Source organism: Flavobacterium sp. EDS (genome assembly GCF_020991525.1).
In the GTDB taxonomy this organism is placed as follows: domain Bacteria; phylum Bacteroidota; class Bacteroidia; order Flavobacteriales; family Flavobacteriaceae; genus Flavobacterium.
Window position 1 is genome coordinate 225810 of record NZ_JAJMOZ010000005.1, and the last position, 14464, is coordinate 240273.

Annotated in this window: 14 protein-coding genes; 10 read left to right on the top strand and 4 right to left on the bottom strand. The window is 31.9% G+C overall.

The window, feature by feature from the left end; translation table 11 throughout:
- Window positions 1-173: 173 nt before the first annotated feature.
- Together LPB87_RS09960 and LPB87_RS09965 are read left to right on the top strand one after the other, a co-directional pair.
- Window positions 174-1244 (top strand): branched-chain amino acid aminotransferase, encoded by a 1071-nt coding sequence (locus tag LPB87_RS09960; RefSeq protein ID WP_129539280.1) that lies wholly within the window; start codon window positions 174-176, stop codon window positions 1242-1244.
- A 79-nt stretch (window positions 1245-1323) separates the two neighbouring features.
- Window positions 1324-2463: a lactonase family protein gene (locus LPB87_RS09965; RefSeq protein ID WP_129539281.1), complete on the top strand. Its 1140-nt coding sequence runs from the start codon at window positions 1324-1326 to the stop codon at window positions 2461-2463.
- Between the two features lie 142 nt (window positions 2464-2605).
- Here the strand turns inward: LPB87_RS09965 and LPB87_RS09970 are convergent, their stop codons facing one another.
- Window positions 2606-2989 carry a nucleoside triphosphate pyrophosphohydrolase family protein gene (locus LPB87_RS09970; RefSeq protein ID WP_129539282.1) on the bottom strand — a complete coding sequence of 128 codons (384 nt, stop codon included), beginning with the start codon at window positions 2987-2989 and terminating at the stop codon, window positions 2606-2608.
- Window positions 2990-3071: 82 nt separating this feature from the next.
- On the opposite strand from LPB87_RS09970, the gene LPB87_RS09975 reads away from it, so the two are divergent.
- Window positions 3072-3260 (top strand): hypothetical protein, encoded by a 189-nt coding sequence (locus tag LPB87_RS09975; RefSeq protein ID WP_035624553.1) that lies wholly within the window; start codon window positions 3072-3074, stop codon window positions 3258-3260.
- Window positions 3261-3320: 60 nt separating this feature from the next.
- Here LPB87_RS09975 and LPB87_RS09980 read toward each other — a convergent pair whose 3' ends face one another.
- Window positions 3321-5357, bottom strand: coding sequence for a dipeptidyl peptidase 3 (locus LPB87_RS09980; protein ID WP_230727799.1), 2037 nt, complete (start codon window positions 5355-5357; stop codon window positions 3321-3323).
- 274 nt (window positions 5358-5631) lie between these two features.
- Here LPB87_RS09980 and LPB87_RS09985 point away from each other — a divergent pair, with 274 nt between their 5' ends.
- The 4 genes from LPB87_RS09985 to LPB87_RS10000 all read left to right on the top strand — a co-directional run bounded on the left by LPB87_RS09985 (window position 5632) and on the right by LPB87_RS10000 (window position 8287).
- On the top strand, window positions 5632-6747 hold the full coding sequence (locus LPB87_RS09985; RefSeq protein ID WP_230727800.1) for a transcriptional regulator: 1116 nt from the start codon (window positions 5632-5634) through the stop codon (window positions 6745-6747).
- Window positions 6748-6810: 63 nt separating this feature from the next.
- Window positions 6811-7353 carry a sigma-70 family RNA polymerase sigma factor gene (locus tag LPB87_RS09990; RefSeq protein ID WP_129539285.1) on the top strand — a complete coding sequence of 181 codons (543 nt, stop codon included), beginning with the start codon at window positions 6811-6813 and terminating at the stop codon, window positions 7351-7353.
- A gap of 33 nt (window positions 7354-7386) precedes the next feature.
- Window positions 7387-7800 carry a hypothetical protein gene (locus LPB87_RS09995; RefSeq protein ID WP_230727801.1) on the top strand — a complete coding sequence of 138 codons (414 nt, stop codon included), beginning with the start codon at window positions 7387-7389 and terminating at the stop codon, window positions 7798-7800.
- A 28-nt stretch (window positions 7801-7828) separates the two neighbouring features.
- Window positions 7829-8287, top strand: coding sequence for a sensor of ECF-type sigma factor (locus LPB87_RS10000; RefSeq protein WP_129539287.1), 459 nt, complete (start codon window positions 7829-7831; stop codon window positions 8285-8287).
- Window positions 8288-8351: 64 nt separating this feature from the next.
- Here the strand turns inward: LPB87_RS10000 and LPB87_RS10005 are convergent, their stop codons facing one another.
- The gene (locus LPB87_RS10005) at window positions 8352-9407 is read right to left on the bottom strand and encodes an oxidoreductase (RefSeq protein ID WP_129541088.1); all 1056 of its coding nucleotides are present in this window, start codon (window positions 9405-9407) and stop codon (window positions 8352-8354) included.
- A 117-nt stretch (window positions 9408-9524) separates the two neighbouring features.
- Between LPB87_RS10005 and LPB87_RS10010 the strand changes: the two genes are divergently transcribed.
- From LPB87_RS10010 to LPB87_RS10020, 3 genes are all read left to right on the top strand, one after another.
- Window positions 9525-10799 carry a hypothetical protein gene (locus LPB87_RS10010; RefSeq protein WP_230727802.1) on the top strand — a complete coding sequence of 425 codons (1275 nt, stop codon included), beginning with the start codon at window positions 9525-9527 and terminating at the stop codon, window positions 10797-10799.
- Window positions 10800-10935: 136 nt separating this feature from the next.
- The gene (locus LPB87_RS10015; RefSeq protein ID WP_129539289.1) at window positions 10936-12894 is read left to right on the top strand and encodes a KUP/HAK/KT family potassium transporter; all 1959 of its coding nucleotides are present in this window, start codon (window positions 10936-10938) and stop codon (window positions 12892-12894) included.
- Window positions 12895-13035: 141 nt separating this feature from the next.
- On the top strand, window positions 13036-14277 hold the full coding sequence (locus tag LPB87_RS10020) for a methyltransferase domain-containing protein (protein WP_129539290.1): 1242 nt from the start codon (window positions 13036-13038) through the stop codon (window positions 14275-14277).
- A gap of 55 nt (window positions 14278-14332) precedes the next feature.
- On the opposite strand, the gene LPB87_RS20745 is transcribed toward LPB87_RS10020, so the two are convergent.
- Window positions 14333-14446 carry a hypothetical protein gene (locus LPB87_RS20745; RefSeq protein ID WP_347349508.1) on the bottom strand — a complete coding sequence of 38 codons (114 nt, stop codon included), beginning with the start codon at window positions 14444-14446 and terminating at the stop codon, window positions 14333-14335.
- Between the last annotated feature and the right edge of the window lie 18 nt (window positions 14447-14464).

Here is a 14464-nt window from a genome sequence, read left to right on the forward strand (position 1 = left end):
TTTTTAGAAAATAAATAAATCACAATCAAATGCCATAATTAATAGTATTTTAGCAGTCAAATTATATATATATTACTTAATTTTGCAATTAATAAAATTTATTTCACATCTTTTCAATGTTTTAGATTACAATCTTAAGCAATGATTAAAGTTCATAAAAACCACACTTTATCATGAGTACAACTCAAACAAACAAAATTGAAATAGTTAAAGCAACTTCATCTAAAATAAATGATGTAGACTTTGAAAACTTAAGCTTTGGTGCTGTATTTACAGACCATTTATTTGAATGTGATTTTAAAAATGGAGAATGGCAAACACCAGTCATTAAGCCTTATGCTCCAATTTTAATGGATCCTTCTTCAAAAGTCTTCCATTATGGTCAAGCAATTTTTGAAGGAATGAAAGCTTATAAAGATGATAAAGATGCTATTTGGCTTTTTAGACCTGAGGAAAACCACAAGCGTTTTAATGCTTCTGCAGTTAGAATGGCAATGCCGGAAATTCCTGAGTCTATTTTCTTAGATGGATTAAATGAGTTATTAAAATTAGACGCTGAATGGGTTAAAAGAGGAAACGGAAGTAGTATGTATATCCGTCCGTTTATGATTGCAACTGGCGCTGGAGTTGTTGCAAACCCATCTGATGAATATAAATTTATGATTTTGCTTTCACCTGCAAAATCATACTACGCTGGAGAAGTAAAAGTTATTATTGCTGAGCATTACAGTAGAGCCGCAAATGGTGGTATCGGAGCTGCAAAAGCTGCTGGTAACTATGGTGCACAGTTCTACCCAACAAATTTAGCCAACAAAGACGGATTCCAACAAGTAATCTGGACTGATGATGCTACTCACACTAAACTTGAAGAAGCAGGTACAATGAATGTATTCTTCAGAATCAATGATACTTTATTAACTGCTCCAACAAGCGAAAGAATTCTAGACGGAATTACTCGTAAAAGTTTACTTGCAATTGCAGAAAAAGAAGGATTAAAAACAGAAGTTCGTTCTGTATTAGCCTCTGAATTAGTTGAAGCTGCAAAAGATGGATCATTAAAAGAAATTTTTGGTGCAGGTACTGCTGCTGTAGTAAGTGTCATTAAAGGATTCTCATACAAAGATGAATATCATGAATTACCTAAAGTAGCTGATTCTTACGCTTCTCTTCTAAAAGAAAAACTAACAGGAATACAAAACAAACTAGCTGAAGATACTTTTAACTGGACTGTTCAAGTAAAATAATTCATTACATTATATAACTAAAGGCGATTTTCTTAATGAAAATCGCCTTTTTTTGTTAAACCTAACTCACAAAAAACCAATGATAACCAATAAATTTAAAAAGAAAACAACCTTTCTTTTAATTACTATTCTCACGTGTATCAATCTTTATTCACAGGATAATTATGTTTTTTTTGGTTCGTATAATTGGGATAAAACTACCAACGGAATTTATGTATACCAACTAGACACTATAAACGGAAGGCTAAAAAAAATCACTACAGTAAGAAATATTGCCAATCCTTCTTTTCTAACCTTATCACCTAACGGAAAATATCTATATGCATGTACCGAAAGTAAAACTCCAGATGCTGGAAGCGTAAGTAGTTTTGAGTTCAATCCTGAAAAGAAAACACTTAATTTTATGAATAGCCAGAAAAGTGGAGGTGAAAATCCAGTTTATGTAACAGTTCATAAAAACGGAAGATGGCTTATTAATGGCAATTATACCGAAGGAAGTGTTTCGGTTTTCCCAATTGCTGAAGATGGAAAAATAGAACCAATTGCTCAAAACTTTCAATATACAGAAGGAAGTGTAAATCCAAAAAGACAAGACCGATCTCATATACACTCTACAATATTCTCTCCTAATTATGATTATATCTTTTTTCCAGATTTAGGCGCAGATAAAATAAGATGTTACCAATTTGATTCTAATCAAAGTCAACCTTTACAAACTACCGAAAACCCTTTTGAGAAGGCTCCTCTTGGAAGCGGTCCAAGACATTTTACTTTTCATCCTAACGGAAAATTTGGATATTGTATAGAAGAACTTTCAGGAACTATTAGCGCGTACAAATATATAAACGGAAAACTAGATGCCTTCCAGAGGATAAATACACATCCTGAAACATTAAAAAATAATTTTGAAAGCTCAGACATTCACATTTCGCCAGACGGAAAGTTCTTGTATGCATCTAATAGAGGACTAGAAAACAATATTGCTATTTTTTCTATTACCGAAGATGGCATATTAAAAAACATTGGTTATCAATCGACTCTAGGAGAACACCCAAGAGTGTTTGCATTAAATCCATCTGGAAGTTTTTTAATTGCAACCAATACTGGTAACGGGAATGTTATTGTATTTAAAAGAGATAAAGAAACTGGATTATTGAAAAAAGTAGGCAAAAAAATTACAATCAGAAATGTTTCCTGCGTCCAAATCAAACAATATTAAAAGGATAATAGTTTTAAAAGCTAAAATACAAAACACAAATTTCACTAATTAGCACTAATTTGAGCTTTTAAAATAAGGCTCATTTAATTGGTGTAAATTCGTGAAATTCGTGTTATCCTTCTTTATAACTAAATAGTAGTTATTATTTTAAAATCTTAGAAAAATCAGGTTTAAAATAATTTGGCCCCTTCATTACTTTTCCATCTTCACGATATATAGGCTGTCCATCCTCTCCTAGCTTACTCATATTGCTTTGTTGAATTTCATCAAAAACAGCTTCAATTTTTCCTTGTAAACCATGTTCAATAATTGTTCCACACAGAATATACATCATATCTCCTAAAGCATCGGCAATCTCTACTAAATCATTATTTTTAACTGCCTCAAGATATTCTTCATTTTCTTCTTTCATCAAATTGTAACGAAGTATATTTTTTGTCTCTCCCAAATCTGCAATTGGTGATTCGCTATGTCCAATTTTAAAAGCAGTATGAAATTCCTTCACTGCATCAATTTGTTTTTGCATAATTATATTTAATTAAATGATAAACTAAATTAACAACTATTCTTAAACTATTGCCTAAATTTGCCACAAAAAATTTAAACTTATGTTTAGTCAGGGACAATTAATATTTGCATTGTGTTTTTTTATCGCTTTTGTTATCGCAATGATATTTGCTTACAGAAAAGATGTAGGCCTTCACAAAATATTCTATAAAGGAAACTATAAAGTTTTGTTAGTTTTCATAGCATTTATCATTATTCTATTTTTGATAAAAATATTCTTCAAACGATAATATATTTCATAAAAAATGCCCGCTAAATAAGCGGGCATTTTTATTATTTAGATATACTTATTAGTTTTCTAAAGGCAAGAAACCAAAGTTTTTAGAGTAATTCAACATTTGCTCAGCAAAAGTTTTAGGTTGTTTTACTTCTATAGAAATAATCTTTCCTTTTGCATCTAACTTAGGCTCCAAAACAGGATTAACAAATCCGCTGTATGGCGCTGATGGAAATTGCTTATTACGTTCTAAAACCTCAGCATGTATTTTTTGATCTACTTTTACACCATAATTTTCTACCAAAGCTTTTCCTGCATTATAATCTCCTTCAGATTTTATACGCTGTACTTCACGCAATAACTGTCCGAATAAATCATGTAATTTATCGTAATCAGTAATATTAAAATACGTTTTACCGTTACGAGTAATTTTTTCGATTACATTGTCTTTCTTTCCTTTTTCAAAAACCCAAGCACTTACCCATTGACGGTTTCTCATGTGAGCTTCTTCGATGTTTGCTCCTAGGTCCAAACGAACCAATTGAGTCATTAATCCGTTACGGATATAACTATCATACGATTCCATTCCAACTTTTTTCCAATCATCAACTAATCCTATTTCTTGTAATTTTGGATTGTATAAGTAGTACAAACCAACTAAATCAGCTCTACCTTCTTCAAGAGTCGAAGCATAACTTTTCAAGGTTTCTTTTGGTGTTCCAACACCTTCATTTATTTGCCCAGAAGCATGACCTACAACTTCATGCAAAGCAGTATGTAATTTATCCCCTAGTTCTCCGTATTTTTTCGCCAATGCAATTTCTTCTTCATCATTAGCAAATTCTTGTAATTTACCGCTACCGCCTGATTGAGAATAAGCATCGATAATATTTCCTAATGAAACTGATTTTGAGCCATGTTCTGCACGAATCCAATCCGCATTAGGAAGATTTACACCAATTGGCGTACTTGGAGAAGCATCACCTGACTCTCCTGCAACGATAACCGTTTTATATGAAACCCCAACAACATTTTTCTTTTTATGAGCATCCATTAATGGAGAATTATCTTCAAACCACTGTGCATTTTTTGATATTACTTGCATTTTAGCCGACATATCAAAATCTTTAATCTGCACAACTCCTTCATAAGAACCTCTATATCCTAATGGATCATTATACACTTCAATAAAACCACTTATATAATCAATATTTCCTTCTGTAGCGTGCAACCAAGCAATATTATAATCATCCCAAGTTTTTAAACTTCCAGTTCTATAATATTCGATTAACAATCCAATTGCATCTCCTTGTTTTTTATTTTCGGCTACCGTTTTAGCTTTTTCTAACCAAAAGATAATTTTGTCAATTGCTGCTCCATACATTCCACCGCTTTTCCAAACTTTTTCTTCTAATTGTCCTTTTGAGTTTTTAACCAATTTAGAATTCAATCCATAAGAAATAGGTTTCTTTGGATCTGGACTTGTTTGTTTTTTATAAAAATCTTCCGCTTCTTCTAATGTTATTCCTTTTTCATAAAAATTAATTGCAGAACCAGCTAACAAACCTTTAGACTCATCAAGATTTACTTTTTTACTATCTACATCATCAAACAAAATAGCCGTAACGTCTGCTGCCAATTTAGTTTTTGTAGCTTTTAACAGACCTTCAAAATATTCTTTTGAGAAATCAGGCTTAATCTTCTCATTAGAGTAATGATGGTGGATACCGTTAGAAAACCATACTCGCTTAAGATAAATTTCAAAATTTTTCCAGTCAGAACTTTTTTTATCCCCTTTATAACTTACATAAACTTGCTCAAGTGCTTTTCTGATTTTTAGATTATTCTTATAGTTCTGATCCCACATTATGTCACGTCCAGCAGTTCCTGCTTGCGTAAGATAATATACTAATTCTTGTTCTTTGAGCGTTAAATTCTCCCAACCTGGTATTTGATAACGTAGTACTTTAATGTCGGCAAATTGCTCTACTGTAAAATCAAAAGGCTTATCATTGTTTGTTTTCAGCTTAGATGTATTAGCAACCTGTGCGTTACAAATAACCGAAACACCAGCAATCATAAAAATTCCTGCAGCTTTAAGTAATTTCATTATTAATGATATTTAGTTTATAAAATTGTTATTATCCATCAAAGATACATTTTCTTTAAAAAAAATATAAAAAACAACGTTAATATTACTTTTGAGTACTTTTTAAAAGCCAATTTTATTTATATTGCTTAATCATTTTTCCTTCAAATATTTTTTATAAAACTATTCGGAAAGTGAAAAAACTAACAAAAAAGACCTAGTTTTGGCCTTTTAATATTCTCTATCGAATATTAATAAAATTTATAACTTTACACCTGTAAACAACCAAGATACTATGAGAATTTTAAAATATATATTCCTACTATTACTATTAAGTTTAGTCTCATTAACCGTATTTGTAGCTACTCAAAAAGGTGATTTCACAGTTGAGAGAAGTAAAGTTATAAAGATACAACGTGCTCCTTTATTTAATTTCGTAAATGACTACAGAAACTGGGCTGATTTTAGCTCTTGGATTGTTGAAGATCCTACAACCCAATTTGTATATCCTCAAAACACCTCTGGATTAAACGCTTCATTTTCGTGGAAAGGAAATGACGGTAATGGAGATATTAAAACTACAGCTGTAACCGATACGCAAAGTATTAATCAAAAAATGAATTTCGACGGTAGTTTAGCAGATGTTTCATGGGTTTTTAAAGATACTCTTGGAGGCACAAAAGTTACATGGAAATCTAAAGGAACGATGAGCTTTCTTTTCAAAATATATTCAGCACTTCATGGTGGAGCAGATAAAGTTATTGGTACTATGTACGAAAAAAGTCTGGCCAACTTAGATAAAATATTGGTTTATGAAACCAATACCTTTGACATCAAAGTTGATGGAGTTGTAAAAAAACCAGAAACCTTTTACATTAGTCAAACATTTACAAGTGAGATTTCAAAAATCACTAAAAACGTTAGAGTTGTTGCTCCTCAATTAATTTCATTTTGCGAAGCTAATGGCATTGAAATCAACGGAAAACCTTTTGTCCTATACCACACTTACGACACAACAAATGGATTAGCAAAAATTTCGATCTGCCTACCTATCAAAAAAGAAATTTTTACTAGCGCTGGAAGTGATATTTCAACAGGAAAATTAGAACCATTCGAAGCTGTGAAAACAACTTTAAAAGGAGACTACTCACACACCAAACAAGCTATTGAAAAAGCTACTGCCTATATAAATAATCAAAAATTATCTCCTGATCTTAATTGGTCACATCTTGAAATTTACTCCGTAAGTAAATTTGAAATTGCGAATCCTTCAAAATGGGTTACTGAGATTTATTATCCAGTAAAACCGAAGGTCGTTCCTGTTGAACCACCTGTAGTTCGTACTCCAAGAGTAGAAACTACTCCAACTCATACTCCTCCTGTTGCAAAAGAAGAGGAATCTGAATTTTAAAAACCCGAAACGGACATTAAACCTTTTCGAATAATTCTATTCTAACTTATATAATTTATAAAGTTGACAGACGAAAAGGTATTTATACAAGAATTATTAAACCCGAAGACGCAAAATATAGCGTTTCAAAAGCTCGTATCTAATTACCAAAAACCACTATATGGTCATATCCGAAATATTGTTTTGGATCATGATGACGCTCACGATGTTTTACAAAATACATTTGTGAAGGTATTTCGACATCTAAATAAATTTAAAGGAGATAGCAAACTATTTTCATGGGTATATCGCATTGCAACCAATGAAGCCTTAACTTTCTTAACTCAAAAGGCAAAATTAAGCGGAATAACCTCCGAAGAACTACAAAATAAAACTATTGATAATCTGCAAGCTGACACTTATTTTGATGGAAATGAGATTCAGATAAAACTACAAAAAGCAATCGTTTTACTTCCTGAAAAACAACAATTGGTTTTTAAAATGAAATATTTTGAAGAATTAAAATATGAAGAAATAGCTGAAATACTAGGCACTTCCGTTGGAGCATTAAAAGCATCTTATCATCATGCGGTAAAAAAAATAGAAGCTTATGTTATATCCAATTAAACCTTTTACAAGTAATATAGTCTTACATATATCATGAAAGAATTTAAATTAGAAAACGAGCCTAAAATAGAAACTGGATTTAGAACTCCGGAGCATTACTTTGAAAATTTCTCTGTGAATTTATTAGAGAAATTACCTCAAAACGAACCTAAAACAATTTCTTTATTTGCTAGGAATAAAAAAGCACTTATTGCAATTGCCGCAGTTCTTATCATTGCTTTAACCGTTCCTGTCGTATATAAATATGCAACAAAATCTAAAGAGCTTGACGAGGCGACCTTAGAAACCTATTTATCCTATCAATCTAATTTAAATCAATATGATCTAATTCATGAACTAGACACAAACGATATTAAAAGTTTAGATCAAAATATTGCTTTAGGAGATGATACTCTAGAAGATCTCCTTGCATCGAACCCCAATATTGAACATCTAATTTTAGAATAAAAATACAATTACATTAAACATAATGCAGATGAAAATTAAAAACATACTTCCGATATTTATATTCTTAATCACTCTTCCTTTTTATGCTCAGAATGAGAAAATGGACGAAAAGAGAGAGAAAATAAAAGCATATAAAGTTTCTTTCCTCACAACCGAATTAGACTTGACTTCGGCTGAATCAGAAAAATTCTGGCCGATATACAACGCATATGATGACAAACAATATGAATTGAGGCATCAAAAAATGAAAGCATACACGAGAAAGTTAACTGAGGAGACCTTAAAAAACATGACTGAAAAAGAAGCTGCCACACTTCTTTCCCAAATCGAAAACACAGATGAAGAGTTATATCTCTTGCGCAAAAAATACACAACTAACTTGAAGAAAATTCTTCCTGCGAAAAAAATCATAATCCTTCGAAAATCAGAAGATGACTTTAATCGCAAACTATTACATCAATATCGAGATAAAGCAGGTAAAAACTAAATCCTACTTAAAAATAACAACAGCGGAGAACCCTTTATAATAATTACTTTATTATTTAGGGTTCTCATTTTTTAAAGTGGATTTGCACCATCTTATTATATCCCGCAGCAATTGCAGTATTTGAATTTATAAAACGTATTGTAAATAAACTAGGATCTGTAGACAATTGCTTCCAAGTATTCCCTCCATCTGCTGAGTAATACAAACCTAAAGCTCCAATTACAACAAGCCCTTTTCCCTTACTTTTCGGCACATACTGGACACAAGAAGCATAACCAAAACCAGTGTTCTGAGCAATTAAACTCCATGTTTTCCCACCATCTGTAGTAATTGCTTTATTATCAAAATTTTGCTCTGGAGTTTCATAATCACCGCCAGCAATAAAGCCATTTTTAGAATCATAAAAATCGGCTGTAAAAATCCCTGTCATTGTTTTTCCTTGTACAATGGGAGTCTCTGCAACTTTCCAAGTTCTTCCTTTATCACTTGAATAAAAAACTCGCGCTCTTTTTCCTCCAGAAACAAGCCAAGTATATTTTCCTTTTATAACAATATTAGTATTACTTGCTGCAAATGCACCTTCACCATTGGCCATAGTAGGCAACTGATCTGCCAATAACTTTGCCCATGTATTACCTCCGTCACGTGTTATTAATATTGAAAAGCTATCTTCGGTAGGATCTCCCAGGGCAATCCCTTCTTTATCATTCCAAAATTGCATACTATCATAAAACACTTTATCATTAACCTCCTTATAAACCAATTTAGTTATTTTGGTTTTCTTAGATACCTGATAAAGCAAAGCTGGATTTGCTACACTTAATACAAAAATATCTTTTGCAGTTTGCGCTATACTCCTAAACTCTAATTTTAAAGTATCTCTATAAATATACTCTACATATTTTTCTTTACCCTTTAAATCATAATATCCAAATCGTGAATTATCAGCTCCAAACCATACTTTATTTTTATCGATTGCTATTGCTCTAATACTTATTTTATCTTTAAATAACGTATCGATCACTACCGACTTAAACCCTTCATCAATTACTTTATAATCTACTGTCTGACAATGCATAACCAAACTATAAAAACTTAAAAAGAGAGCCAATTTCTTCATCATATTCTTAATATATTTTATGCTAAAATACAATTATTTATATAAAATCAAAACGCTAATTTTTTTTATGGCACAGTAATTGGATAATTCAAAACAACAATCACAATACGATACGTTATGAAAACTAAATTACTTTTAATAGGCCTACTTACTTTAGGGTTTGCTACAATGCAAGCTCAAGCTGGAGCTACTGTATATGCTAAAAATTCTGATATTAGTGATAATTTAGATTTAAGAGCTGTAGCCTCTATTTTTGGAGAATCTTCAAATCTTCAAGATTTTGAAAGAAGATTAAACGAACCAAAATACCAAATATCAAACCTTGACTTAAACAATGATAATCAAGTAGATTATTTGCGTGTAATCGAAAAAGTTGAAAACAGAACTCACGTTGTCATCATTCAAGCTGTACTCGACCAAGATATTTATCAAGATATAGCAACAATTGATTTAGAGAGAGACTCTTTTAATAAAGTCCACATTCAGGTTGTTGGAAACGACTTTATTTATGGTCAAAATTATATCTACGAGCCTGTATATACAGTTACCCCTGTAATTTACACATCGTTTTGGGTAACCAATTACCGTCCTTATTATTCAAGCTGGAGATGGAATTACTATCCAACTTATTATACTGCATGGAGACCTTACCCTATTTACAGATACAGAAGCAATATTAATATTTGTATTAACGTAAACAACCATTACAACTATGTAAACCATAGAAGAAGTAGTGTAGCAGTTGTAATATACAATTCAAATCGTTCTTATGGATATGAAAGACGTAATCCTAACAACGGATTTAGTCAACGTAACAATAATGTAAACAATAGATATGAACTGGATCAAAGACGTGTTGCCAGCAGAGAAACAAACAGAAGAAACAATACTTACTCTAATACTAACAGAGTAACTGATAGAACGGCATCAACTAATAGAGATTACTCTCAAAACAGAACAAATTCTTCTAGAGAAAATAATACTACAGTAAGACCAACTACTCGTGATTATTCTCAAAATAGATCAAACTCAACGGGAACGTCTGTAGATAGAACAAATACTTCTTCTAGAGATTATAATAGAGGGAATGCTACTCAAAGAACTGAAACGACTAGAGACTATACTCAAAACAGACCAAGTTCTACTGTAGCAACACCACCGCAAAGAACAGAGACTACTAGAGATTACAGTCAAAACAGAGGGAATTCTTCTAGAGATTATTCGTCTCAGAGAACAGAAAGTTCAAGAGGTAACTCTGAAAACAGAACTAGCTCAGCTAGACAATCAAGCCCACAAGGCTCTAATGATCAGAGATCAAATTCGGCTTCCAGAGGTAATTCTAACCCAAGAGAAAGCAGCTCTTCTGAAAGAGGCGGCAACCGAAGAGGCTAATTTTATTACACTTAGCTGATTAAAATAAAAACACGATTTAACCATCGTGTTTTTTTTATCTTTATTACTCATAATTTGATGTTAATTTGTTTTAAAACAGTAAATTTGACGCGACTTTTATAAAATTAAAAATTAAATGAGCGCATCACACAAGAACTTACATAGTAAGTTAACTTTCGGAGGTTTATTAATCACTTTAGGAATTATATATGGTGATATAGGAACCTCTCCTTTATATGTAATGAAAGCCATACTTGGCAAACATGTAATCGATGCTGACATTGTTTTAGGTGGTATTTCATGTGTTTTTTGGACATTAACACTTCAAACAACTATAAAATACGTACTCATCACATTAAGCGCTGATAATCACGGTGAAGGCGGAATTTTTGCTTTATACGCTTTGGTTAAAAAAACAAAGATTAAATGGTTGATTGTTCCCGCCATTATTGGGGGAAGTGCCTTACTAGCCGATGGTATTATTACACCACCAATTTCTGTTTCTTCAGCAATAGAAGGTATTAAAACGTATTACCCTAGTATTAATACTGTTCCTATCGTTATAGCAATCTTATTTGTTTTATTTACGATACAGCAATTCGGAACTAAGTTAGTGGGTAAATTTTTTGCTCCAATGATGCTTATTTGGTTTACCATGCTAGGTGTTTTGGGAGTAATACAAATTGTACATCATCCTGAAGTATTTAAAGCAATAAATCCTTATTATGCTTATCACTTACTTTCTATACATCCTGATGGTTTCTTCGTATTAGGTTTTGTATTTTTATGTACAACTGGAGCTGAGGCTTTATACTCTGATATGGGTCACTGTGGAAGAAAAAACATTCGTATAAGCTGGATATTTGTTAAATCGGCATTGGTTTTAAACTATTTTGGACAAGCAGCATTTCTTATTCATCATGAAGGCCAAACTTTACAAGGTTTAGGCGGAAATGGAAATCCATTTTATTTAATCATGGCTGATTGGTTTCAACCTATCGGAATTGTTATAGCAACTCTTGCTGCAGTAATTGCTTCTCAAGCGCTTATTAGTGGTTCATTTACATTAATAAATGAAGCTATGCGATTGAACTTCTGGCCTAAAGTAAAAATAAAGTATCCTACAGAAGTTAAGGGACAATTATATATTCCTTCTATCAACTGGTTATTATTCTTTGGTTGCGTTGGAATCGTATTGCATTTTGAAGAATCAGGAAAAATGGAACATGCGTATGGCTTAGCAATTGTTTTATGTATGATCATGACTACTATTTTACTTAATTTTTACTTGATTATGAAACGAGTAAAATTATACTTTATGGTTCCTTTAATTACAATATACCTAGCTATCGAGATTAGTTTCTTAATTGCCAATGTAACTAAGTTTGCAGAAGGTGGATACGTAACATTAATTATTGCATCTGCCCTTATTCTTATCATGACGATTTGGTTCTTGGCTAAGAAAATCAATAAAAATTACACTAAGGTTATCAAAATTGAAGACTATAAAAAAGTACTAATGGAATTAAGCGAAGACTTAACTATTCCTAAATATGCTACACATTTAGTTTATATGACTAATGCTAGTCGTGTAGATGAATTGGAAGAAAAAGTTATTTATTCTATTTTACAAAAGCGTCCAAAAAGAGCTGATATCTATTGGTTTGTTCACGTAAATATTTTGACTGAACCATACAAAACTCAATATAAAGTCACTGAAATTGCAAAAGACGATATTTATAGAGTTGATTTTAATTTAGGATTTAGAGAACCTACCAAAATCAACCTTATGTTTAGAGAAGTTATTCGTGATATGGTGAAAAAAGGGGAAGTTGATATTACAAGCCGATATGAATCATTGAATAAAAATAATATCATTGGAGATTTCAAATTTGTATTATCTGAGAAATTCTTATCTAACGACAATGATCTAAGATGGCATGAAAATATTATCATGAACTCCTATTTCTTTATCAAAAAGTTAAGTCTTTCTGAAGAACGCGCTTTTGGCTTAGACAGCAGTTCTGTGAAAATTGAAAAATTCCCAATGGTCCTTCATGCTCCAGAAAACATAGGTTTAACAAGGGTTCATTAAGCCTTGCTAAATAGTTACAAAACACTCTTTTAATTCTTAAAAGAGTGTTTTTTTTTAGATTGAAAATATAAAATGAACATTCAAAATTAAAAATTTAACTTTCAACCAATTAATAGTACCTTTGCAGCTCAATTATTTAAAATGAGATTACATAGAAATTTAGTTTATACGACCATCGATTCTTTAAATGCTATATTCAATGAAGGCGAATATGCAGATAAAGTGGTTGCAAGAGCATTAAAAAAAGACAAGCGTTGGGGAAGTTCTGACAGGAAATTTGTCGCAGAAACGATATACGAAATAGTTCGTTGGAAAAGATTATACAGTGAGATTGCTGAAGTTAAAGAACCTTTTGACAGAGACAACCTTTGGAGAATATTTTCGGTATGGGCTGTGTTAAGAGGATATCCAATTCCTGATTGGCGCCAACTGGAAGGTGTTCCTGAAAGAAAAATAAAAGGTCGTTTTGACGAACTTTCTAAAATTAGAGCTATTAAAGAATCTATCCCTGATTGGATGGATGAATTAGGAGTTAAAGAATTAGGCGAGAAACTTTGGGCTACAGAAATTGCTGCTCAAAACCAACCTGCTAAAGTTATACTTAGAGTAAATACTCTAAAAACGACTAAAGAGAAATTAAGAGCTATCTTAATGGACTTAAATATTGAAACTGAATTTTTAAAAGAGCAACCAGATGCTTTAGTTCTAAAAGAAAGAGCCAATGTATTCTTAACTGATGCTTTTAAACAAGGTTTCTTTGAGGTTCAAGATGCTAACTCACAACGTGTAGCCGCTTTTCTAGATGTAAAACCAGGAATGCGCGTTGTTGACACTTGTGCTGGTGCTGGTGGAAAAACGTTGCATATTGCTTCTTTGATGGAAAACAAAGGGCAGTTAATTGCTATGGATTTATACGAAAGTAAATTGAAGCAATTAAAGCTTAGAGCAAAACGTAATGGTGCTTTTAATATCGAATACCGTATTATTGACTCTACGAAGGTAATTAAGAAATTACATGAAAAAGCGGATAGAGTTTTAATCGATGCTCCATGTAGTGGTTTAGGTGTTTTAAAAAGAAACCCTGATGCTAAATGGAAATTGAAGCCTGAATTTATCGATAACATTCGTAAAGTTCAAGCTGAAGTTTTAGAAAGTTACTCTAAGATTGTAAAACCAGGTGGTAAATTAGTTTATGCTACGTGTTCTATTTTACCTTCTGAAAATCAAGAACAGGTAGAGAAATTCTTAAAAACAGAAATTGGTAAACAGTTTACTTTTGTAAAAGATCACAAAATATTGGCTTCTGAGTCTGGTTTTGATGGTTTTTACATGGCTTTATTAGAGCGTAAAGAGGTTAAAGAACCTAAAGAAGTAGTTGCATAATTACTCCTTTTACTCAATATATTTAAAAGAGCAACTCTAACAAGTTGCTCTTTTTTTATCCCAACCAACCATCTCGGTCTAAACTTCTATACTGAATTGCTTCGGCGATATGAGAAGAAATAATATTGGGAGCCGCTTCTAAGTCGGCGATAGTTCTGGCTACTTTAATTACTAATTATCATATATA

Bases quoted from the DNA above. Each gene is read 5' to 3' on its own strand.
- LPB87_RS10020 (WP_129539290.1), top strand. From the start codon at position 13,036: ATGAGATTACATAGAAATTTAGTTTATACGACCATCGATTCTTTAAAT.
- LPB87_RS09995 (WP_230727801.1), top strand. From the start codon at position 7,387: ATGAAAGAATTTAAATTAGAAAACGAGCCTAAAATAGAAACTGGATTT.
- LPB87_RS10010 (WP_230727802.1), top strand. From the start codon at position 9,525: ATGAAAACTAAATTACTTTTAATAGGCCTACTTACTTTAGGGTTTGCT.
- LPB87_RS09975 (WP_035624553.1), top strand. From the start codon at position 3,072: ATGTTTAGTCAGGGACAATTAATATTTGCATTGTGTTTTTTTATCGCT.
- LPB87_RS09970 (WP_129539282.1), bottom strand. From the start codon at position 2,989: ATGCAAAAACAAATTGATGCAGTGAAGGAATTTCATACTGCTTTTAAA.
- LPB87_RS09965 (WP_129539281.1), top strand. From the start codon at position 1,324: ATGATAACCAATAAATTTAAAAAGAAAACAACCTTTCTTTTAATTACT.
- LPB87_RS09980 (WP_230727799.1), bottom strand. From the start codon at position 5,357: ATGAAATTACTTAAAGCTGCAGGAATTTTTATGATTGCTGGTGTTTCG.
- LPB87_RS09960 (WP_129539280.1), top strand. From the start codon at position 174: ATGAGTACAACTCAAACAAACAAAATTGAAATAGTTAAAGCAACTTCA.
- LPB87_RS10000 (WP_129539287.1), top strand. From the start codon at position 7,829: ATGAAAATTAAAAACATACTTCCGATATTTATATTCTTAATCACTCTT.
- LPB87_RS10005 (WP_129541088.1), bottom strand. From the start codon at position 9,407: ATGAAGAAATTGGCTCTCTTTTTAAGTTTTTATAGTTTGGTTATGCAT.
- LPB87_RS10015 (WP_129539289.1), top strand. From the start codon at position 10,936: ATGAGCGCATCACACAAGAACTTACATAGTAAGTTAACTTTCGGAGGT.
- LPB87_RS09985 (WP_230727800.1), top strand. From the start codon at position 5,632: ATGAGAATTTTAAAATATATATTCCTACTATTACTATTAAGTTTAGTC.